This window comes from Streptomyces sp. NPDC001848 (assembly GCF_042891915.1).
Lineage (GTDB): Bacteria > Actinomycetota > Actinomycetes > Streptomycetales > Streptomycetaceae > Streptomyces.
The window spans coordinates 22,963-45,189 of sequence record NZ_JBIATP010000032.1; the positions used below are offsets into that span (position 1 = coordinate 22,963).

A 22,227-nucleotide genomic window follows, 5' to 3' on the forward strand; every position below is an offset into this window, starting at 1 on the left:
TCACGCCTCCTTCGGACAGTGCACGACGAACGGCCTGAGGTTCCCGTACAGCCCCCACGGCCCGCCCGCGACGCCGACCCCGCTGTTCTTGATGCCCGCGAAGGGCTGGGCGAGGGAGAGTTCGGCGTGGTGGTTGATCCACACCGTCCCGCACTCCAGCCGGTCGGCCACCGCCTCGGCCCGGTCGAGGTCCGTCCCCCATACCGAGCCGCCCAGCCCGAAGCCGGTGTCATTGGCCGCCTCGACAGCTTCGTCGAGGCTCCCGTACGGCAGCACTGGCAAGAGCGGACCGAACTGCTCCTCCGTCACCACCGGGCTGGTGGAGGGGACATCGGCCAGGATCGTCGGGGCGAAGAAGTAGCCCGGGCGGTCCAGCCGGTGGCCACCGGCCACAGCTCGGGCACCGTCAGCCAGGGCCTGGGCCGTGTAGCGCTCGACCCGCGCCAGTTGGCCGGGGTTGTTGACCGGCCCCAGCTGCGAGCCCGGGTCGAGCCCGGCTCCGACGACGGCGGTCTTCGCGCGCTCCGCCAGGGCCTCGACCACCCGGGAGTAGAGCCGGGCCGGGGCGTAGACGCGCTTGACCGCCATGCAGACCTGCCCGCAGTTGCGGAACGCCGCCCAGAACAGCCGGTCCGCGATCCGTTCCACCTCCACGTCCTCCAGCAGGATGGCGGCATCGTTACCGCCCAGCTCCAGGGTGACCCGGGCGAGCGAGGCTGCCGCACCCTCCGCCACGGCCCGTCCGGTGGCAATCGAACCGGTGAAGGTCACGTGGCGGATCCCCGGATGGGACGCGAGGCGGGCGCCGAGGGGTTCGTGACCGGTGACGATCGTCAGCGCGTCCTCGGGGAGGGCGGTGGAGATGACGGACCCCAGCAGCCGTGTGGCAAGGGGCGTGAACGGGGACGGCTTGAGCACCACCGTGTTGCCTGCGGCGAGCGCGGGCGCGAACTTCGCCGACGCGAGCTGGAGTGGAAAGTTCCACGGGACGATCGCGGCGATAGGCCCGAGCGGTCGCCAGCGGATCTCGCTGCGTAACGGCCGACCGTCCGTGATCGGCTGGGACCCGGGGGTCAGCTCGGCGAAGTAGCGCAGGCGGGCCGCCGTGCGGGCGATCTCCGCATACGACTCGGCCAGGGGTTTGCCCTGTTCACGGGTGAGCAGCACAGCGAGGTCGGCCCCGGCCGCCTCCACGGCGTCGGCTGCCGCGAACAACGCGGTCGTACGGGCGGCCGGGTCGGCTCGCCCGCTGCGCCAGGCGTCGCGGGCCCGATCGACGACGGCGTCCAACTCGTCCGGCTGCTGGTCGGGAGCCTCGTCGAAGACCTCGCCCGTTGCCGGATCGAGGACGGCGAAGCGCTCGCGGCGGGTCCCGAGCGTGCGATGGGGCTGGCTGGTCGGCATGCCGCCGGTCAGCTCGCAGCGGCGACGGCAGCCGCGCGTTCCCGGGCATGCCGGTCCATCTCCGCCCGGAAGGCGGCCACCAGCTGCGGCTGAATCCTTCCCGTGTTGCGATCGCCCCCCTCACAGACCGCCCCGCGCACCCCCACGATGTCCGTGCCGATGCGTGTCAGCACGCCGAGGTCTCCCACCCTGACGCTGCCCGCGAGGGCGGCGAGCAGACCGCTCTCGTGGGCCAGCCGGACGAACTCCGCGCAGACTTCGGGCGGCACATGGTCGAAAAGCCGTGTCCCGTCCTTGATCGCCGTGTCGAGCATGGCCGCGTCTGCGCCGGAGCGACGGGCGATGTCGGGCAGCGCGAGCGGGTTGACGCACCCGACCCGGCGGGCGTCGGCGTAGCCCGAGGCGACGACGAACGCGTCCGGCCGATAGTCCTTCACCGCTCGGACGACCCCCCGCATGACATCGATGGCCTGTTCGGGCGTCGTGCATCCGTAGAGACCGACCTTGATATACGTGGCTCCGGAGACAGCTGCGCCGAGCGCCGCCTGGGCCACCGTGCCGGGCTTGTAGGGTACGTCCCCCACGGTGGCGGACACCGGCTTGTCCGCCGGGACAGCGTCGCGGACCTCCCTGATGACCCACGGAAAGTTCGCACCGAGCGAGCCCTCGTCGGGCTTCTTGACATCGACGATATCGAGGTGCTCCGCCGCCTTCGCGCAGTCGAGGGCCTCCTCGACGCTGTCCGGGGAGATGAGAAGCAACAACGTGGGTTCCTTCCTTCCGCCATGGACACCTGCCGAAGGGCAGGTGCGCGGCGTCGCCTGAATCACGTGCGGTCTGCTCATCATCGCTGCGGTCCGTGGCCGTCGGCAGGGCGCGCGGGATCCGCACGGGTCATTGCCAGGACGTGCCCGCGCCCCCGGCGCGCCGCCTACGCGGGTTCAAAACGGCCACACGCAGGTGCACCCGATGCCACACAGTCGGCGAGTCGCGAGAATCCGACCAAAAGAGCACGGACCGAAGCGTTGGATCGTGGAGCCGGTCGGCTGCCCTGCCACGGTGACGGTGTGGGTGTTTTGGTCGCCACTCTTGGCCGATTGCACGTGGTCGGCCACAGACCGTCCATCACCGCTCCGGAGCAAGGAGGCAGCAGTACGCCTGGTGGCGGCAAAACCAGGCCGGTCGGCCAGGGCCGCGCGGTGGAGTGGGAGCGGATGGGCCGGCCCTGCCGACGTCATCGGCACGGTCAGTGGAACGTGCGGGCGCCGAGCGGGTGTTGGTGGTCGAAGCCGGGAAGGATCAGGAAGGTCGCACTGGCGGTGGTGGTGGTGAATTGCAGCAGTGCGTCGGAGTCATCCATATGGGTGAGGGTGTTGGTGAAGGTGCGTATGTCGTTCTGGAAGCTGATGAAGAGCAGGCCGGGGGCGGGGTCGTCGGTGTTGTAGGAGCGGCGGAGCATGAGGCCGACGCCGACCACGTTGGGGTTGGCCCGGCGGACGTGGGCGTTTGCCGGGATGAGGTAGCGCCCGTCGGGTGTTTTGGCGCCGAGGTTGGGGTCTGAGGCTGTGGTGCCGCCGGAGAGGGGCACGCCGGTGGCTCTGCGTCGGCCGAAGACCGCCTCCTGGTCGGCGACGGAGAGCGCAGCGAATCGCGGCAGGTCGAGTTCCATGCGCCGTACTACGGCAAGGGTGCCGCCGGCGACGGGAGCCGGGCCGGTCAGCCACAGGTGGCGTTGTTGTTCGGCCGTCGTGTGCGGGCCCACGATGCCGTCGATGAAACCGAGCGGGTTGCGTGGCGCGGAAAGGCCCTGACTGACGGGGGTGTTCGGACCGCGGCGTCCGGACTGCCGCCAGCGTTCGCGTATCCGGTCACCGGCCTGCGCCAGGAGCGCGGCGGCGGCGACCGGTAACAGCAGGGGGTCGCTGGCGCAGATCTGTATCAGCAGGTCGCCGCCGCGTGCCTTGGGGGTGATCTGCTCGCGGGAGAAGCGGGGGAGATCCGTCGCGCCGGGCAGGGAAGGGTCGGCCATGCGCACCAGGCGGGGGCCCACGCCGATCGTCACGGTGAGGTCGCCCGGGGGCAGGCCCAGCAGTCGGGGATCGGTTCCCGCGGTGAGCGTGCGGATGGCGTCGCCGAGTTCGGCCAGCAGCGGGCCGGCGGCCGCGGTGTCAGCGAGGTCGGCCACCACCGCCAGCAGGTTGGGCTGGGCCGGTTGCGGGAGTGTGATGCCTGCCTGATGGCGGCCGGTTGGCGGCACCGGGTGCGTTGGCGCGGAGGAAGGGGACTGGCTTGGCTGAGCTGCATGCGATTCGCACCCGGCGGTGAGCCCGGTGGCCGCCACGGCCCCGGTGGCACCGATGAACGCGCGGCGTGACGGATGGGAATCGGCTCGGCTCACGGCGTGAAGGATGTCATATCCGTTTCGGTGGCGGCGAGTTGATCGGGCTCCGTGCCTGGATGACTTCATGCCAGGATGAGGCCATGCTTCGTCTCCGTCTTCGCGTGATGCTCGCCTTATTGATCACACTGACAGGTGTCCTGGCGGGCTGCGGGTCCGGCGATGGCGGATCGAGCCACGGCCGACGACCGTCCGGTGAGCATGTGACGATCAAAGTGCCCGGCGACGCCCCGACGATCTCGGATGCCGTGTCCCTCGCTCACGCCGGTGACCTGGTGTTGGTCGCGCCGGGCGTCTACCACGAGTCGGTGAAGATCGATACGGCTCGCGTCACTCTTCGTGGTGAGTCCCGGGACAAGGTCGTCATCGACGGGCGGTTGCAGCAGCCGAACGGCATCGTTGTCACCGCGCCCGGGGTGGCCGTGGAGAACCTGACCGTGGAGAACAACACGCAGAACGGGGTGCTGGTCACCGGTTCCGCGAAGGCGGCCGCCGGAATGCCGGGGCAGAGCGGCGGCTACGACACCGGCGATGAGCCGGTGACCTTCCTGAAGTCGTTCCTGGTCTCGTACGTGACCGCGACCCGCAACGGTCTGTACGGCATCTACGCGTTCTCCACGCAGAACGGTGTCATCGAGCACTCCTACGCCTCGGGCGGGGCCGACTCGGGCATCTACGTGGGACAGTGCAAGCCCTGCCACGTCGTGGTGCGGGACAACACCGCCGAACTCAACGCGGTCGGCTACGAAGGCACCAACGCCAGCGGCGACATGTACGTGGTCGGCAACCGCCTGGTCGGCAACCGGGTCGGACTCACCACCGACTCCGACCACCAGGAGAAGCTGCTTCCGCAGCAGGGCGCCGTCGTGGCGGGCAACCTGATCGCCGCCAACCAGCAGAAGGCGACCCCCGAACAGGCCGACGGCGGGTGGGGCATCGGCATCGGCATCGACGGCGGCAGCGACAACCAGTTCATCCGCAACCGCATCGCCGGCAACAGCAACGCCGGGCTGATGATCACCGCGACGGCCGACATCCCGACGAACGGCAACCGCATCCTGGACAACACCTTCACCGCCAACGGAGTCGACGTCGGCTGGACCTTTCCCACCGCCACGCGGGGACAGGGCAACTGCCTGCGCGGCAATGACCTGCGAACGACCGTGCCCGCCCAACTCGCGACGACCGCGTCCTGTCCGCTTCCGACCCAGTCGCCCTCGCCGTACGGCAGATGGGCGGCGCCCACGGCACCCGGCGGCATCCCGTTCACCGAGGTCGCGGCGCCTGCCCCGCAGCCGCAGTTCCCGAATGCCACCACCACGGGCGCGACCGCTGTCCCTGCCGTTCCGGCCCTGCCGGATGCGGCAGATATCCCGCTGCCGTCGGCGTCCCTGCTCGCCGCGGGCGCGCGGGTGCAGACGTCATGAGCGTCCTGGCAGCGGCTACGGCGTCGGGGTGACTCCGGGTACCGGCTTGACCGGAAGGTACTTCTGGGTGTCGAAATCGATGACCACCGGCTGCGACGCGGAACCCACGCTGGCGCGGACCTGGTACATGGTGCCGTCCGAGCCGACCCAGTAGCGCACGTTGCCCGCGGTGCCGGAGCGGTCACGGGAGGACGGCCCGGTCATGACGTCCACCGGATGCCCGTCCACCTGGTCTCGTCCCCACCAGGAGGCGCCGTTCTGCGGCAGCAGTTCGGCGTTGTCCGGCCGGTCGCTGCCGAGACTGAGCGCAATGGACAACGAACTGTCCAGCGAACTGCCGGACGACTGCAGCGGACGGCCGTACCAGCCCGAGCGGGGCGGCGACGCGGGTGCCTGCGCCGGGGCGTTCGCCATCGGATGCACGAGCACGGCGGTGGCCGTCCACTCGATCAGCCCGTCGCTGGACGTGTCGCGCCCGGTGCCGTGCACCACGCCGTAACCGACCTTGCCCCGGTAATCAACGGACCCGGTGACGACCAGCCCGCCGGCGGTGCCCGGCACGGTGATCGTCACCGCCCGGCCGTGCGCCTCGTAGTTGCGGAACCGCGTGATCGCCAGCCGGTTCGCCTCATCCGAGGTCAGCGCACGCGGACCGCCGGAACCGGAGCCGCCGCCGACGACCAGGAACCCGGCCACAGCGACAGCCGCTGCGCCGATGACGGCTGCCGCCCAGCGTGGCCGCAGCCATCGGCGCCGGCCGGCCGCACGGCCTGGTAGAGCTTGCTGGATTCTCACGCTCCGCACGCGGCTCGCCCCTGACACTCTTCTGATCCATCCTCTCGATCACCACACTGCTCGGCCGCCGTGCGGACGCGGCGGCACTCGGCAGGCTGGTGACAGACGACGCGAAGGCCGGCCCTCGTGGACCGGCCTTGGCGTGATCTGCCTGACCGCGCCATCCGGATCGCGGGCAGGCAGATCACTGTGGTTCGGTTTGTTCAGTGTTTCTGGGCGCGACGCTTCCAGCTCACGAACGCGATAGCCGAGCCCGCACCGACCAGCAGACCGACGAGAGCGATCATCCCCGGCAGCCCGGACGTACCGGTGTGCGCCAGCGAACCCGTGTCTCCACCGGCCGGGGCCGGGTTGTTGGCAGGCGGCACGGGTGACGGCGGCGTAGAGGCCGGGGGCGACGCCGGTGGCGAGCTCGAGCTGGAACTCGGGGTCGGAGTCGGCGTCGGGGTTTCCTTCGGGATGTACACCCCGGCGTCGATCGTGTGATCGACCCCTCCCGGCTTGTCCGGCGCCGTGACAGGCGCGTAGCCGTTGCACAACTGCCCGGTGGTCGGCGGCGTCACATTGGAGTCATGCGCCCGGTTGGCACCGACTCGCGGGAGCGTGAACCGCAGCTCGCTCGCCGGAGGCTGGCTCGGCACCTTGCTCGTGTCCGCGGTGCACACGTCGAACTGCACCGTGTACTTCGCACCCGGCGTCAGCTGGTACGCGGCGCCGACACCACCGAAGTAGTACTCACCGGCAGCATCGGTCTTGGTCGTGGCGACCTGCTTGCCGCCCGCGTCCAGCAGGTTGATCGTGGCACCCGGCAGCAGCACTTCCGCCGGGTCCTGGATCCCGTTATGGTCGCCGTCGAACCACACGAGGTTACCGATCTGGATCGGCGCGTTCGCCGCCGCGTACGCGACGTCACCGAGCCCGCCGGCCTTACCAAACCCGTTCTGTTCCTGGCCTACGAACTGGTACGCGTTGGCGTTCGGAGCGTTGCCCGGGCCCTGACCGGTCGTGATGTCGTAGTAACCGGTCCCGGCGGTTTCGATGTTGACGGTCGGGTCGAACTCCGTGCTGACGACCCACTGCTGCTGCGGGATATAGGCCACCGCACCCAGCGCGGTCTCCTGGTGCCCGCCGCCGAAGAAGTCGCCCGGGAAGTATTCGACGACACCGGCGTCCTCGCCATGATCGTTGGCGGGGGTGGCGTGGTTGGGGCAGTTCCCGGTGCCTTCCCACGCGTATCCACCGGCAGGATCGGAGCAGGCCATGGTGATGTCACCACCGGACATGCCGAGTTCCGACGTGTTGTTTCCCGGGCGGGGGTCCAGCCCCTTGGCGCTGAGCACATCCATGAACCGATCGCGGAAACCCAGGACCATCGAACCGTCACGGGCAAAGGCGAGGGAGGCGAGCTCCGGCTGCGGATCGATGAAGGCGCCGCCCGCCTTCCGCTGGTCCCACGTGGCCAGGCTGGTGTTCCACGGGTTCCAGTGGGTGGCCTGGTCGATGTCGCCGGCCCCGGTGAAGACGGTGCCGCGCTTGTAGTCGAGCGCGTGGGTCAGCACCGTGGTGAACCGCGTGCCGTCGTAGGTGTAGACGACGGCTTTTAGGTCGGCGCGCTGCTGCGTGCTCTCCGCGTTGCACACGCCGCCGACGTAGAGCTTGTTGTCGTGCGTGGCCAGGCCGAAAGGCCGCCAGTCGCCGGGCGTCGCGCACCCGGGGTCCGGGATCGGCACCGTCGCCTCGGGCACCGAGGCGGTGGCCCCGGTCGCGTCGAAGCTCACCAGGCTGCGGGTCAGCAGGTTCACCGCGTACAGCGTGGAGCCGTCCTCCGACAGGGCCAGACCACCGATGCTCTCCTTGCCCGGTGCGTTGGTGAACCCGGGATCCTTGATCATGTTGGCGCTGTCGTGTGGCGTCACCGCGGCGGCCGGCACCCGCGCGAACAGCTTCGGGGCACCCCCGCCGTGGGTCGGCACGGCGTAGATCGCGCCGGCGCCCTTCGGCCCGTACGGGGCGTACCGGCGGGCGAACGCGCTCTGGAACAGCCGGGTCCGGTACTTGTCGTAGGCCAGCCCGAACGTCGTGCCGACCTGGGCCTGCGTGGCCAGCGTGGCCGGGCACGACACACCGGTAGGACACGTGCCTCGGGTCTTCGTCCCGAACGCCACCAGCGCCCGGGTGTCAGTTCCGTTGGCGCCGTTCTGGACGGGCACGAAATAGCGCGAGTCCGGCAGCGCGTAATCGGCCGGATCCCACACCCCCGTCACCACCGAGGCGTTCTTTCCGCCCGACACGTCCACGAACGACGTGAAGCTGTCGAAGTGGTTCGCCGTCGTCGACGCGGGCGCCGCCTGCAGATAGTCGCTGTACGGTGCCGGGATGCTGACGTCGACGCGGTACTGGCCGCCGCTCAGCACGGTCGACTGCGACACCACGACCTTTCCGGTGGTATCCGTGACGCCGGTGACATGGTGCCCGGCGGAGTCGGAGATCTCCACCTTCATGCCCCGCTGCGGCACGTCCATGGTCGCGTTGATCACGCCGGTGCCGAAGAAGTCGCGGAGCACCTGCACCGTCAGCGTGCCGTCGGCGGTCGAGGCGTCGGCCGTTCCAGCCGTCGCTCCCATGGCGCCGCCTGCCACGAGAAGAACAGATAATCCGATGCGCGCCAGCGGCCTTCCGGCCGTCCGGCGCGAGTCTCTGCCGACTCTGTTCATGGCATCACACCCCACACTTCTCTTGTCATGGAAATAGCGCCCGCTTCGCCGCACGCCCACTTAGGGAGTCCCAGGCGAGGACGCCGGCCCCGAACGCCACAGAAAAACGAAAAGGGGCCCACTGCTGGTTGCGGGCCACTCTGCGATGATCTCATGAAGATATTGTGGTCGATTTGTAAGCGTCGCAGGCCAGGAAAAACAAACGCGTGTTCACAGCCTCGGGCAGGACGGCCTCGGGTTGCGTATTCCTGCAGCTCAACCACGATGCCTCCCCCACCCCCGACCTTACCGACTGCCATCGCGAGCAGCGCGCGCCGTACTCTATCCGCTGGAGTCTCGTCATTACCAGCCGAACCCCCTGGCATCCGTCTGGATTCGCGATAACAACAGTCCGAGCGCCCAGAGAATGGTGACCGGAAGAATGTACGGGAGCAAGGTGATGGCCGGAAACGGATCCCCTCGGGAGCGTGACGCCAAGATGACGCGCTTTGATGTGCTCGTCGCGGCTGTCGCGACGGTGGGTGCGGTGATTGCAGATCCGCTTGGCTGGCCGCGTTAGCCGGATCGCGCTCGAGCTGGGCTGACGATCCGCCCAGCGCCCCACGAACGCCCGGAGACAGACCTCCGGCGCGCTTTGAACCGGGCCCATGCGTGGCTAACGGTGAGCGGACTCTCGAGGACAGTGAAAAGCCGACCGGCCTCGAGATGCTGACCCTGTTCCAAGCTGACCGTTGTAGCCACAGAAGTTCCGCGTCCCCACTCCAGCTCACTCCTGGCCAGCCTGTTTCCGGGTCGCAATACCTGGAGCCGCCGGTGAGATACCGGCGGAGGGTGCTGGCAGTGGTGTCCACGAACTCCCCCAGGATGGCGTCGGTGTTCGCCCAGCAAACCTTCACCCGGCATACCTCCGAAGCGTGGGAGTTCCACGAGGTGGTCCGCGGTTCTACAGCGACGCCGTGGTCTTCACCGCGGAGATGGGCAGCGCTCCACAGTCCTGACCGCGGAGGAGCTCAGAGATGTACGGCCGAATGCGGTTGTCCCCGATGTCCTCTGCGCTACTCGGCCGGCTCGGGTGGCCGGTCGTAGTCACTCAGGAGTCCTTCGATGCGCTGATTGTTGATGGACTGCCGGTCGTACAGGCACTTGGCATGGCGGCTCAGCAGGACCTCGACGCTGTTGCCGGCCCGCTGGGCGACCTCGGCCGGGTCCGCGCCCGCGCACAGCCAGGTGGACAGCGCCGAGTGCCGCAGGTCGTAGGGGCGTTTCGCGAGCGGGGTGTTGGTGAGCGCGGGTGGCAGGGCGAGGTCGCGGGTTTCGTGCCAGACCCGGTGGTAGGTGGTGTAGCTGATGATGCCGCCGCGTTCACTGAAGAACAGCCGACCGTCGTCGGCCGTGCCGAAGGTGGTGACGTGCTCGCGCCACAGGGCCACCAGCTGCGGCGGCAACGGCACCACCCGCGTCTCTCCCGGCGGGCGGTTCTTCAGGCCGCGCTCGTCGTGGTACTGGCCGGTGTCGGTCCACCGTTTGCCCGCCTGCGGCAGCGTGCGGTGCACGATCAGCCGCCCCCAGCCGGTGCGGGGCAGGCGACAGTCCGGCAGCGCCACCGCGACCGCCTCCTCCGGACGCAGACCCGCGTAGTACATGCCGGCGAAGAACCCGACCAGCCGACGACCACGAGCCCTCCGGTAGCTGCCCACGTAGGACACGGCGCGCAGCAGATCCCGCGCCTGGTACGGGTTGGCCACCACCCGCGGATCCGCCGCGACCGCCGGCTTGGGCACCCGCCATCGGATCTTCTGCAGCGGGTGACTGCCCAACTCGCCCCACTCCACGGCGTAGTGGAGCGCATGCACCAGCACCTTGCGCTTGTGGCGCATCGTCTCCATCGCCGCCTCGCCGCCGTCCAGCTTGCGGCGCAGTGACTCCAGCACGTCCCGGGCCAGGTTCGGATCGTGCAGGTCGACCAGCGGCCGGGATGCCTTCCCCACCCACTGCAGCACCAGCCGGTCCTCCGCCGGCATCTCCTGGTGTCCCGGCCCGGGTACGACAAACGCCCAGTGCCGCAGGGCACGGCGCAGCAACTGCTCCTTCGGCTTGCCCGGGATGTCCCAGCACATCGCCAGGATGATCGCTGTCAGCGCGTCACTGACCTCGTCCCGGGTCTTCGCCGCGCGGCCCGGCCAGTGTGCCCGCGCGTACTCGGTCGCGAACGCGTACCAGGTCAGCTTGGACGGGCCCCGGGGACCGTGCCCGGGACTGGCCCCCTGGGCCAGCCCCGCGCGGATGGCCCGCACCAGCTCCGCACCGAACTCACCAGCCAAGTCCGCGACCACGCTGCCGCGGTCCTGGGGTGTTCGCACTGAGCGGCTGCGCTGGGGCTTGGTCCGGTGTTTGTTCGGGGTCCGGTGCGGCACCGTTTTCATGTCTGCTTGGATCCATGCTCGCCTCCTTTTGATCGGCGGGGCATGGCTGCCCGGCTGGTCCATTCGAACATCCCCCAGCAAGGGGGAACTCGTGGCGAGCCGGATTGACGACTGCGGACTATCGGACGTTCGGCACGGCTTCCGCGGCTGCTGGTCACGCCCGGTCCCGGCGTGGCCGGTTCCGCACCATGGCTCACCATGCGCACTTGTATGCGCCCCTTTGCTCCGAACTACCGTTCCCGGCCGGCCAGGGCACGCGGACACGTGGGGGGATGCATGGCGAGAACCGCGCGACAGATCCTGAATGCACTCAGCCGCTCGACGAACGTTCACGTCCACTCGACGACCGAACTGGCCGCACATGTGGACTCCGCGGCGGCAGCCTTCGACAAGAAACGCCGCGAGAAGGGCCAGGAAGCTGTACGCCGGAAGCCCGAACTGCGGCCCGTCGCGCGGGACGAGCACGGCCGGTCCATCGAGCTGACGCCGTGGCAGGTGCTGCACGCCGTCGCCCGCGGCTACGTGCTGGGCGGCCAGGGCATGGGACGCGGGCTCGCGGAGCACTGGCTGAGCCTGAAGTTCTGCGAGGCCCTGTACGGCAATCGCGCCGGTGCCATGGATCTCACCGACAAGGGCCGCACGTCCGAGAGCTGGTACAAGGGCATGCAGGCCAGGGAACTGGCCGTCGGCTTCGGACTCGCCGTGGCAGAACACATCGTGCAGCAGCGCTACCCGGACCACATCGTCTCCGTCGTGGACACGAGCACGGTGCTGCGCGCCGGCTGGCCCCTGAGCGTCTCACAACGAAACAAGACCGCACGCCCGCGCCCCGACTACCTCATCGAGGCATGGAAGCCCGGCGAGCCGTCGAAAGTCACCTTCGTGGCCTGCCGGGGAAACCACCAGAAGCCGAGCAAGCGGACCGGCCGCACCCGCAGCACCACCATCCAGCAACTGGTCAAGGGCGCCGAGCGGACCGAGGGCATGCAGATCGGAGTGTGGAACACGACCCCATGCCTGTTGCTGTCGACCGAGCTCATGGGGCAGGGCGGGATCGTGGTCAATGCCCTGCAGTCCCCCGGCGAATCACTGCTTCCCCTCCGCACACCGGGCGCGCCGGGAAACGCGGACGAGGAGATCAAAGACAAGTCCGGTATCCCCTACCCCAACGCCATTCGCATACCGGCCCGCGAGGGCAGGCGGACGCGCACCGTCGACGGCTTCCAGGTAGGCGAGGACGACCTCGGCTGGTTCGGTCAGCTGCTGGCCCGCACTGCGGCCGCCGGCCTGACCGCCTTCTCGGGCGGAGGACAAAATACAGCCCGGTACCTCACCGCACGCCAAGGACGAGAGCACTACGACGTGCCCACCTTCGCCGCCACATCGAGCGTCGACGACGCAGATATCGAGGTGGACGCTACGAAATTCGTCGGCACGGACCACGTCTTCCGCATGGGGAGCGCACGCATCGAGGCATTCTCCGGAATGGCCGAGGATCTGTACGGACTGATCAAAGACGGCCGTGTGGAGGAGTACCGGCAAGCCGCCTACGAACTCCACTGCAAACGGCCCAACTCGCGTGAAGCGGGGAAATGGAACGGACCGATCTCGTTCCACGCCGACGGCACCGTCATGGCCCTGAGTATCCTGCCTATCCGCAGAAGGCGCCCGCTCTGACACCTCCTGACGCCACCTGGCTCAGTGCAGGGATTCAGAGATCGTTCTCGGTCGCATGGGCCGCCTTGCGGGACGGCGGGCCTGACGGGGCGTCAGGCCCGCCGCTGACCTGGTAAAACGCATGATAATCCGACGGCCTCCCGAGCCGTGTGCGCAGTTCGAATCCTGCCGGGGGCACCTTGTGCGAGGTGCCCAAAGACCCCGTCATCAGCGGAAACGCTGCGGTCGGGGTCTTCGTGTATGTGCAGCCGTATGCGGCCCGGAGCGGCCGTATGCCGGGGTCCGTGGACGAGGCGTGGACGGGATCTTGGAGCATCGCCGCAGATGAGCCCTGGAAACGACGAGCCTCTGGAGAGGATGCCAGGGGCCTCGAAAGCAGGCGGGCCACGCCACTCGTACTCGCGCAACAGGTCCCCATACGACGGCTGGTGATTTCTGGGCGCCTGTCGAGGCACTTCACGCAATAGACCAGCAAGATCTCAACGTCACTTCCGACATATCCGGCCACTGCGCTTAAGCCGGCACTCGGAGGGAGCCGGATTTCCGAATGCCGAAAGTCGGACGTGAGCTATTACTCGTTCGCGAGACTGTTGAGCACGTACAGGCTCAAGCGATGCCGGTACCGCGTGTGCCCGAGAAGCCTCTGGAATTCGAAGGCAGGATGCCAGATCACCTTTGTCCCACCGGAAGTAGCTCGACAACCACTTCAAACGGATTGTCCCGTACGGTTTGTGTGACCGGGACGGTGCACTCCTCGACTTCCTCTTCACCGGGGTCAATGCGTTTTGCGATGGCAGTGCACGCCTTTTGGTCACCAAGGTGGTGCGTCACCTTATAACCGTGGGGCTCGCTGTCCGTGTTGGTTATCGGGATACTGCACACTGCTCGAATTGGCTTATCCACCTGCACCCCGTAGTCGTTTACTACGTACTGAGTCTCGCATCGGATTGCCTCTCCGTTCAGAACGTCAGAACCGTTGTATGGGACGGGCGAAGGCGAAGGCGAAGGCGTTGGAGCACGCTCCGGCCACATAGGCAGTCCTAGCACAGCGTCTCGGCACCCTCGCCTCCACGCTCCATTATCCCCCGTACTATCTCCCGGTGGGAGCCTGTGCTCAGTTGAGAAGTAGTAGTTCCTGGCTTTGCCGCACTCACCTCCGGCGGCGTTCTCTTGGCCATCCAGGACGCGGTGGGCGTATCCTTTGTCTATTGCATCTTGGCCAAAGTTCCAGCCTTGCTCGTAGGCCTTTGTTGCCGGACCAGGCGTGTACTTTCCTGGGGGATGCGCCGGCTTCCCATCGCCTGACTGTGCTGTCGAGCAGCCAGTACTGGTTAAGGCACCAATAAGCGTTATGGCGGCCGCAATCAACCTCATCGATCTCTCGTTTGCCGTCACGTCCTACACCTCCACACGCAACGCGCTCCGCCGGCAAAGAAGCCGTTAAAGAGGTCCCATTTGGGCAGCCCAAGCAATCAAGGGTCACACGAAAGAACTAAGTCCCCAATCAAGGGCACCTGTAGCGCCTCAGCTTTCGTCGGATTCTGTGCAGATCTAGTGAAAAGCATCGCCGCAGGTAGGGCACACGAAGCCACCGAAGTACATCGCCGCGAACAGCCCGACGAGACGCCGACCGCGAGCACGCCGGTAGCCGCCCACGTAGGACACCGCCGCCAGGAGATTGCGAGCCTGCTCCGGGTTGGCGACGACGCGGGGATCGACCTGGTTCGAAACCTTGGGCTTCTGCCAGCGAACGGCCGTGATCGGGTTCTCGCGCAGCTCCCCCAGGTCGACCGCGTAGTCTCATCTGATCGTCGATCGCCAAGGAACCCCGCTCGCCGTCACACTCACCAGCGGCAACCGACACGACGTCACCCAGCTCCTGCCGTTGCTGGATGCAGTCCGACCGATCCGGGGCCTGCGGGGGCGTCCCCGCCGCAACCCACGGCGGCTGTACGCGCTGCCGAGGCGGCGGAGGGCGGCCGGGGTCTGGTAGCCGGTCAGCAGGGTGAGAGGGCCGGTGTTGGTGAGGTCCAGGGGCCCGTTCCAGGCCGGGGAAGACGCTGGTGAGTTGGGCGCGGAGTCGGTTGACGGTGCGGGTGCGGTCGGCGACCAGGTCCATACGGCGCCCGGTGAGGATCTTGAGATCGGTGACAGTCTCATCGCCGGTGCGTAAGGGGTGCAGGTCACGGCGGATGCGGGTCTGATCGGCGATGATGGCGGCGTCCTTGGCGTCGGTCTTGCCTTCGCCGCGGTAGCCCTCGGAGGCGCGGTGGATGGCGCGGCCGGAAAGGTAAAGCACCGGCTGGTCGTGGTGGAGCAGGATCGCGATGGCCAGGGCGGCTCCACCGTCGACCAGGTCAATGCCCCAGGTCACCTCGTCGCCCAAGCCCTGTACATCGGCGAGGAGTTGGAGGATCTCGGGTTCGTCGTTGGCGACGCGTCGGGACAGCAGCCGCCGGCCGCTCTCGTCGATCGCGACGCAGTGGTGGCGGGTCTTGCCTGCGTCGATGCCGGCCCAGATCGCGGCCAAGTTGTGCCTCCGTACGGTGTACTGCTGGTGCCTCCCGACGGACGACCTCGCTGTCGATTCCCTACGGAGCGATCATTCGCAATTCCTAATTGGCAGCCGAGTCGTCGTGGGGCGTCGGGCGGCCAATCGGTGGAAGCCACGAGCGGCAGAACCTTGAAAGCCACACCCGACGCCCCTGGGTGGGCCAACCATACGGAGGGCTCGCCCTGTCCCGGAGAAGAACGTAGGGAACCTTGAGCAGTTCGCGTGGTCAGAACGGCTCGAAGCTCGGCTGAACGGGGCCAATCTCTCCGGCGGCAGCCAGTTCCTCCAGGTCCTCCGGCTCCAGGAACTCCAAGGCCTCCGGTTCGATGCCGTGGTACCGGTCGACATCGAGTAGCCGTTGCACGAACGCGAGGGCGAAGCTTGAGAACGGGCCATCGAACGTCTCGCAACCTTCTTCGTGGACCATCGTGACGATCTTCCATCGGTCCGGATCCGGGTCGCAGGGAAGGAAGAAGTGCTCGTCGCCGCTGTAGTCGTATCCCCACGAGATCAGCCCACCGGGCTCGGGGTGGAAGGGGTACGGGACATGCTCGGAGTCGCCGCAGTCGAGGGCCCTGTCCCGGCGCTCGGTGAAGACCTCGTGCGTCTTGCGCATGCGCTCCAGCAACGGGGTTGATCCACGCGGGTGGAAGACGACGAGCTCGCGGGAGATGACCCCGCTGCCGTAGGCGTTGAGGAACGTCTTGAAGTCACTGGGCAGAGCGGAGCCTACGTGTTGCTCGACTTCGTTCCAGTCATCTGGGGTGGATTGCCGGCGGGCGGGCCCGCCAAGCAGGGCCTGCAACTCATCCAACGAGGACACGCACTGCTCCCAAGCTCCAGCCGCTCAGCCTTCCACGCGAACCTAGTGGCCGTCAACATTCAGTGACAATGCTCAGCCCTCGCTGTGACGGGACATTCACTCTGAAATGATCAGTAATTGCCCTTCGGAAGGAACGATGGCCTCTTCACAGTGAATCGGTGAATCGACTGCACCGTTTCACCTTTGTCCGCTATCACAGAAAGACGCAGCCTGCACCGTCCCCGGTGATCGTCGTCGCAATGCGCGCCGGCGACCTCTTTGACATCAAGCTCGGGGTCCGGAGGAGCTGCTGGTTCGTGCTCCGAGGAGCGTCTTTGTCCTGTTCCCCCCTCCCCCATGCGCCTCGCCAGGGACTCGAGCCCGCCGCTGCCCGCCGCCGGTCCACCGGTTCAGCTGCACCACCGTTTGAACGACCAGCTGCCCGCCGCCGACCAGCGGTTCCCCCGTCCCCATGCTCCGAGTCCCCCGCCCAGAACTTGAGCCCGCCGCTACAAGATCCTGGGCTTCCCAAGCTGCCGACAGCGGCCGCGACGGCTCCGTCGCGGCCGCTGTCGGCAATTCGTAGGCATTGGGGTCCCGCGACCTCCTACGAGGAGCAGGAGCGCCCTCCCCTCGATGACGTCGTGCGGCAGTGCCGGCGCTGATGGAACCGCAGGCGCTGAAGGCAGCTCAGGCATGGCGCAGGCTCACCGGCTACACCGCCGACCGCTTCAGCAATGACGCCTCGATCCCGCCGCTATGGGCCGGCCTTTCGTCGGTCGACGAGGTCGGGGATGTGGTGCGGCAGATCGGGCTCGGTTGTGGCCGACCGCCACGAGAGTGGCCGACAGGCCCGCAACACCGGTTCCTGCATGGGCCGGCGGAGCAGTACGGCGGAGGCAGACGCACTCCGCCGTGTCACGTTTCCGTGACTCGATCCGACCAAGTGTCTGAGCCTGGCTGTACGCGAGGGGAGAGTAAATGGCGAGGAGGAGGGTCGATGCCTGACATCTCACAGGATGACATCGAGAACTGAGCCGACGCCTGGGGGCGCCGCGCCCGCATGGCCGACGAGCGTGCGCGGACCACGCTCCTGCCGCTGCCGGCCCGGGTGCTCCACCGGCGGGTGTGGGAGCCGAGGGATGCCACCTCGCCGCATCTGTCATGACATATTCGGCCGGGACGGCTGAAGCCGGGAGTGGGGAGAGCGGGATGCAGATGGACGACAAGGTCTGGTTCGCCGAGCAGTTCGAGTTGCACCGGCCGCGGTTGCGGGCGGTGGCGTATCGGATGCTGGGCACGCTCACCGACGCCGACGACGCCCTCCAGGAGGCATGGATCCGCACGACACGCTCCGATGCCGGCGCCATCGAGAGCATTGACGGCTGGCTGGTCACGCTGGTCGGCCGGGTGTGCATCGACATGCTGCGTACCAGGAAGTCGCGACGCGAGCAGCTCACCGGATGGCTTCCCGAGCCGGTCGTCACCACCGACGAGACGGTTGACCCTGAGCAGGCGAGCCTGCTGGCCGACTCGGTCGGACTTGCTCTGCTCGTCGTCCTGGAAAGCCTTGAGCCCGCCGAACGGCTCGCGTTCGTGCTCCACGACATGTTCGGCGTCCCGTTCGACGAGATCGCCCCGATCGTGGACCGTACTCCGGTGGCGGCGCGCCAGCTCGCCAGCCGCGCGAGGCGGCGGCTGCGCGGGACCGCGACCGTGCCTGACGCCGACCTCCGCACCCAGCGCCGGGTCGTGGACGCGTTCCTCGCCGCGTCCCGGGCGGGCGACTTCGAGGCACTCCTCGCCCTGCTCGACCCCGACGTGGTGTTCCGCGTCGACACCGGATCACGCACCTGGCTCGCACCGGCGCTGCTGACCGGCGCGGCCGACGTCGCGGCCCACGCCGCTACGCACGGCCGTCGGTTCGCCATGCTGTGCCAGCCGGCCCTGGTCAACGGCGCCGCCGGCATCATCGCCAGGACCCGGTCGAGCGTGGTCGCTGTCGTAGGGATGACCGTCATCTCCGACCGCATCGCCGAGATCGACCTGGTCCTGGACGCAGCCAAGCTCTCCACCCTGACGATCCGCTGATAAGAACCACCGACAGAGCCCTGGAGCGGTGGTGCGAGCGGGCGACCCGCCGTTGGCGAACTTCTGGAACCGGCTTGAGGAACGGGACGACGGCGTCCTCAGGATGACCGAGCCGAATGTCGCTCCGCTGCTTGGAGCGGAGCGGACCTCTGGTGGCTGCGCGGAGCGGGCCGCGACGTCGTCGTCGACGCGGGCCCGGGCGTGGCAACACTGCAACAGCACGTTGCACAACTGTTCGATGGAGAACCGCACGTCCTACGCCCCTACGTCCACCTGGACCATGTCGGCGGAGCTTGCGAGTTCGCCGACCGGACGGCCCACCGGACCGCCGCCGTCGTCCTCGAGGCGGGAGTCCTCGCGAGCCTCTACGGACCGAAACCCACGAGCGGCTCGGCCTCGATCCTGCGACGAGCCTTCCCGGGCTGCCGCTCAACGCCATGCCCCCCGAGCGCCTGCGGCACCTGACGCGCGCGCATCTGACCGGCGCAGCCACGGCGACCCCTGCGCCTCAGGCTGAGCGAGCCGGGTGGCCACAGGCGCCGCGACCGGCACCGTCACATCTACGGCGGCTGATACGACTTCACCTCGGAACCATCCCTCAACAGGACAGAGGTACCCCAATGAAGCTCGTCATCTTCGGTGCGAACGGCAAGACCGGCCGCCGCCTCACCCGCCAGGCTTTGGAGGCCGGACACCGGGTGACTGCAGTCACCCGGCATCCCGACGTCTTCCCGCTCGCCCACGAGCATCTCGACGTGGTCCCGGCCGACGTCTGCGTCGAGGACGACGTCGTGAAGGCCGTCCACGGTGCGAACGCAGTGCTCTCGACGCTCGGCGTTCCCTTCAGCCGCGACCCGATCAGCGTCTACAGCACAGGTGTCGCGAACATCGTCACCGCGATGCGCCTACACGGTGTCACCCGAATCGTCGCCGTCAGCTCCAGTGCCCTGGACCCACGTCCGCACGCGGACGGCGGCATCGTGCTCAACCGGGTGCTGCAGCCGCTGATCACCCGAACGATCGGCAGGACGACGTACGCCGACATGACCGCGATGGAGACGCTCCTCGCGGACAGCGACCTCGACTGGACGGTCCTGCGTCCCTCCGGACTTTTCGACGCCGAGAAGGTGAGCGACTACCGCCTCCAGGAGGACCACGCGGACGGCGTCTTCACCAGCCGAGCCGACCTCGCCGCCTGCCTCCTCGCGCAGGCCGGGGACCGGCGGTGGAGCGGCAGGCGAGTAGCCGTGACGACACCCGAGGGCACCCCGACCCTGTGGCAGCTCATACGGCGCGAGGCCTTCGGCAAGAGCCCGGAATGACCAACTGCCCGCCGCCGCCTGGCGGTTCCGCCCACCCCCCATGTCCCGAGTCCCCCGCCGGGCACTCGAACCAGCGAACCCAGACGCCGGTCGCATCGGCGAGCGTCGCGGGGTGGGCTGCGTGACGTACACCGCCGATGGCACCCCGCCATCCAACTGGAGCACCTGGGACCCTTGGCGGGCGAGGGTACGGCCGCCTTCTCCGCTCTGCCGCCGACCGAGTTCCCAACGCCTGGCCGAGACCGCAGACCACAAGACGCGGGGGCCGACCAAGAGTTCTTCGGCGGACTCACCGCGCTGATGCGCGGCCTGTGCAGGTAACGGCAACGGGGCTGAGTCGGCGGTCGTCGCGGCGTGCTGTCCGATCTCTGGCAAGCGCCGTCGGATCCACAACGAAGCCCGCGTGCACCTTTGGTATGGGCAGAAGTTCGGGGTGCCGTTTCCGCCGCCCGAGTCCACCGAGGCCGGGATCGTCGCCTCCGCAGCCATGGCGTCTGGACGTCCGTCTGGAATCCGATAAAGGGCCGGGCGTGCGGCCCAACTCGGTCCGGCCCCGCGGGAGGGCCATGACCACCAAGGCGGCGCGCTGGAAGGACGAGTAGCCGGAGCTCACCGTCCTGCCGGTGGCCGAACTGATGGTTGGCCTGGCCACTCAGCCTTCACGGAACTGGTGTTGTTGGTGATTGCCAGGATGCTCCCGGCGACCGGTGTTCCTTCTCAGACCGGGACGGCAGTGGCGTCGAGGGTCAAACGGACGGCCTGATCATGGAGTGCGGCGTTGCTGACGACCGCAACTACCTCCTCCCCGATCGCGGCGAGGGTGGCGATGTAGTCGCCACACGTCAGCCGCTGCGCCTCGATCGCCGTTCCGTCCACGATCAGATGGCCTGTTCCGGCAGCCAGTTCGTTGGGCTGCCGGATCGGTCCGCGGGGCGAAGAGTTGAAGAGGAACTCATCCAGGAGCGCATCGGGCTCCAGGGTTGAGAACACACGGGCGTGCTCAGGCAGGCGCCGCTGGGTGGTGACCTGCACCAGCATGGTGTGCTCCTCGTAATACCCGAGGTCGAGCCGCTGGAGGAGACCGTCGACCGACCCGTGGCCCACCAGGCGGCGCCATCCGGGCTCGGGCCGTGCGAGGACAGCCACCGGACGTCCGAACTCCCCCAGAGTCTCCAGCCAGATGCGATCGTCAGGACGGCCCCGCTGGCCGGAGCTGTGGAACATGACGACCTCCTCTGGCTGGTCAACAGGTGCGGATGGGGCGCCACTCATCGTGGCATCGAGACCGGCAGTCGCGGGCCGGAATTTCGAGGAACCGCTCAGGAAGCACCCGCGCAGTGCGGCGTACTCTGCGGAGCGCTGCCCGTTGCCGGTGCAACGAGTGCCGCTGGTAGCGGCCGTGGCTGGGCCAAGCCGAAGCATCTTCGTCCGCGACGGCAGACGAGGCCGCCGGAGAGCGTCTCCTCCATGCCGGCCGCGATCCGACGCTAGAGATCCCGCTCCAGCACCGCCGCCGACCCCCGCACCTCGACGTCCCGTCCATCGTCGGCCGAGGCCCTCAAGGCCGCGGCCGGCACCCTCGGCCGCGTCAAGGTCCGAGGTGACGGCTCCGCCGACGAGTTCCAAACATGAAGGTCACCGCGCTGCACTCGCAGTTCGAGATCGTCTTCCACTGCGAGGACGGCAAGACCCTCACCGCCGCAGAAGTGGGGATCCCCCGCCCCGGCGAGGAAGACATCACCGTCCGCTTCCGCGGCACCGATGTCTTCCGCACCCCCGCCCGCCGCCTCATCCAGCACCTCCAGGAAAGCGGACTGACCGTCCTCGACCGCACCCCATACGTCTACGTGCCCCACCTCTCCCTCGGCCTCACCCGCGTCGCCGGCCACGAAGTTCCCCTCGACACCGACGGTGAACCCCTCCACTTCCAAGCCGTCCTGGTCGCACCGACCGACTATGACGACTACCTCCTCGCCGACGCCTGATGGCGAGCGGAATCTGCCCGACAGTGGTCAATGGCGGCGGCAGGCTGCGCCGGCCGACCAGGTCGGCGATGGCGATGGCGGTGTTGCGCACGCTCGCCATGGCCCCTCATCGTCGCTCAGCTCGCCCAGCGGTGGGGCAGCCGTCACACCCACGCCGGCAAGACGATCTGGGCCGAGCCACCCCTCACCCCTGCGCAGCATTGATCTGAACCGCTCCGGGATCGGTGGAGGCTCTATGCGTTGACTCCAGCCGCCGGTTGGGGCTGGAGGTGAGCGTAGTAGTTCGTCTCGTGTTCGTGGGGCGGGACGTCTCCGATCCCGGTGTGGAGACGCTGGTTGTTGAACCAGTCGACCCATTCCGCGGTGGCGAGTTCGACGTCGGCGAGGCCGCGCCAGGGCCTGCGGGACTTGATCAGTTCCGTTTTGTAGAGGCCGATCTCGGATTCCATGAGCGCGTTGTCCAGGGCGTCGCCGACGGTGCCGATCGAGGCGTCGATGCCGGCCTCGAGGAGGTGCGCCGTGAATGCGAACGACGTGTATTGGGTGGATTCCACTGGTCGTTGCAACACCTTGATCGAGGTGGTGTTGCATGGGACGGCCAGCAGGGTGGATCACGACGCTGACGGGGCGTCCGG

At 68.1% G+C, this 22,227-nt stretch carries 13 protein-coding genes and 4 pseudogenes; 6 read left to right on the forward strand and 11 right to left on the reverse strand.

Annotation, left to right across the window (positions count from 1 at the left end; genetic code table 11):
• The 3 genes from ACFYZJ_RS38485 to ACFYZJ_RS38495 form a co-directional block, all read right to left on the reverse strand.
• The gene (locus tag ACFYZJ_RS38485; protein ID WP_388576804.1) at positions 1-1,404 is read right to left on the reverse strand and encodes an aldehyde dehydrogenase family protein; all 1,404 of its coding nucleotides are present in this window, start codon (positions 1,402-1,404) and stop codon (positions 1-3) included.
• Positions 1,405-1,412: 8 nt separating this feature from the next.
• Positions 1,413-2,168: a (5-formylfuran-3-yl)methyl phosphate synthase gene (locus ACFYZJ_RS38490; protein ID WP_388576806.1), complete on the reverse strand. Its 756-nt coding sequence runs from the start codon at positions 2,166-2,168 to the stop codon at positions 1,413-1,415.
• A 482-nt stretch (positions 2,169-2,650) separates the two neighbouring features.
• Positions 2,651-3,802 carry a Dyp-type peroxidase gene (locus ACFYZJ_RS38495; RefSeq protein ID WP_388576809.1) on the reverse strand — a complete coding sequence of 384 codons (1,152 nt, stop codon included), beginning with the start codon at positions 3,800-3,802 and terminating at the stop codon, positions 2,651-2,653.
• Between the two features lie 215 nt (positions 3,803-4,017).
• Here ACFYZJ_RS38495 and ACFYZJ_RS38500 point away from each other — a divergent pair, with 215 nt between their 5' ends.
• Positions 4,018-5,229, forward strand: coding sequence for a right-handed parallel beta-helix repeat-containing protein (locus ACFYZJ_RS38500; RefSeq protein ID WP_388576831.1), 1,212 nt, complete (start codon positions 4,018-4,020; stop codon positions 5,227-5,229).
• Positions 5,230-5,244: 15 nt separating this feature from the next.
• Here ACFYZJ_RS38500 and ACFYZJ_RS38505 read toward each other — a convergent pair whose 3' ends face one another.
• The 3 genes from ACFYZJ_RS38505 to ACFYZJ_RS38515 all read right to left on the reverse strand — a co-directional run bounded on the left by ACFYZJ_RS38505 (position 5,245) and on the right by ACFYZJ_RS38515 (position 11,071).
• Positions 5,245-5,925 (reverse strand): hypothetical protein, encoded by a 681-nt coding sequence (locus ACFYZJ_RS38505; RefSeq protein ID WP_388576811.1) that lies wholly within the window; start codon positions 5,923-5,925, stop codon positions 5,245-5,247.
• 302 nt (positions 5,926-6,227) lie between these two features.
• A complete protein-coding gene (locus tag ACFYZJ_RS38510; RefSeq protein WP_388576834.1) occupies positions 6,228-8,648 on the reverse strand; it encodes an SdrD B-like domain-containing protein in 2,421 nt (806 codons plus the stop codon).
• A gap of 1,145 nt (positions 8,649-9,793) precedes the next feature.
• Entirely contained in the window at positions 9,794-11,071 is a 1,278-nt protein-coding gene (locus ACFYZJ_RS38515; RefSeq protein ID WP_388576813.1) for a tyrosine-type recombinase/integrase, read from the reverse strand.
• A 366-nt stretch (positions 11,072-11,437) separates the two neighbouring features.
• Here ACFYZJ_RS38515 and ACFYZJ_RS38520 point away from each other — a divergent pair, with 366 nt between their 5' ends.
• Positions 11,438-12,838 (forward strand): hypothetical protein, encoded by a 1,401-nt coding sequence (locus tag ACFYZJ_RS38520; RefSeq protein WP_388576816.1) that lies wholly within the window; start codon positions 11,438-11,440, stop codon positions 12,836-12,838.
• 1,587 nt (positions 12,839-14,425) lie between these two features.
• On the opposite strand, the pseudogene ACFYZJ_RS38525 reads toward ACFYZJ_RS38520, so the two are convergent.
• Positions 14,426-14,635: pseudogene (locus tag ACFYZJ_RS38525) on the reverse strand (site-specific integrase); the annotation flags it as partial.
• Between the two features lie 4 nt (positions 14,636-14,639).
• On the opposite strand from ACFYZJ_RS38525, the pseudogene ACFYZJ_RS38530 reads away from it, so the two are divergent.
• Positions 14,640-14,795, forward strand: a pseudogene (locus tag ACFYZJ_RS38530) (transposase); the annotation flags it as partial.
• Here the strand turns inward: ACFYZJ_RS38530 and ACFYZJ_RS38535 are convergent.
• Together ACFYZJ_RS38535 and ACFYZJ_RS38540 are read right to left on the reverse strand one after the other, a co-directional pair.
• Positions 14,753-15,368, reverse strand: a pseudogene (locus tag ACFYZJ_RS38535) (IS110 family transposase); the annotation flags it as partial. The pseudogenes ACFYZJ_RS38530 and ACFYZJ_RS38535 overlap by 43 nt on opposite strands.
• 250 nt (positions 15,369-15,618) lie before the next feature.
• A complete protein-coding gene (locus ACFYZJ_RS38540) occupies positions 15,619-16,215 on the reverse strand; it encodes an SMI1/KNR4 family protein (RefSeq protein WP_388576819.1) in 597 nt (198 codons plus the stop codon).
• A gap of 1,191 nt (positions 16,216-17,406) precedes the next feature.
• On the opposite strand from ACFYZJ_RS38540, the gene ACFYZJ_RS38545 reads away from it, so the two are divergent.
• Entirely contained in the window at positions 17,407-18,285 is an 879-nt protein-coding gene (locus ACFYZJ_RS38545; RefSeq protein WP_388576820.1) for a sigma-70 family RNA polymerase sigma factor, read from the forward strand.
• A 620-nt stretch (positions 18,286-18,905) separates the two neighbouring features.
• Positions 18,906-19,607, forward strand: a complete 702-nt coding sequence (locus ACFYZJ_RS38550) for an NAD(P)-dependent oxidoreductase (protein WP_388576823.1) — start codon at positions 18,906-18,908, stop codon at positions 19,605-19,607.
• A gap of 717 nt (positions 19,608-20,324) precedes the next feature.
• On the opposite strand, the gene ACFYZJ_RS38555 is transcribed toward ACFYZJ_RS38550, so the two are convergent.
• Positions 20,325-20,831 carry a hypothetical protein gene (locus ACFYZJ_RS38555; protein WP_388576824.1) on the reverse strand — a complete coding sequence of 169 codons (507 nt, stop codon included), beginning with the start codon at positions 20,829-20,831 and terminating at the stop codon, positions 20,325-20,327.
• 404 nt (positions 20,832-21,235) lie between these two features.
• Here ACFYZJ_RS38555 and ACFYZJ_RS38560 point away from each other — a divergent pair, with 404 nt between their 5' ends.
• Positions 21,236-21,592 (forward strand): hypothetical protein, encoded by a 357-nt coding sequence (locus ACFYZJ_RS38560; RefSeq protein WP_388576827.1) that lies wholly within the window; start codon positions 21,236-21,238, stop codon positions 21,590-21,592.
• Between the two features lie 233 nt (positions 21,593-21,825).
• On the opposite strand, the pseudogene ACFYZJ_RS38565 reads toward ACFYZJ_RS38560, so the two are convergent.
• A pseudogene (locus ACFYZJ_RS38565) lies at positions 21,826-22,137 on the reverse strand (integrase core domain-containing protein); the annotation flags it as partial.
• Positions 22,138-22,227: the final 90 nt, after the last annotated feature.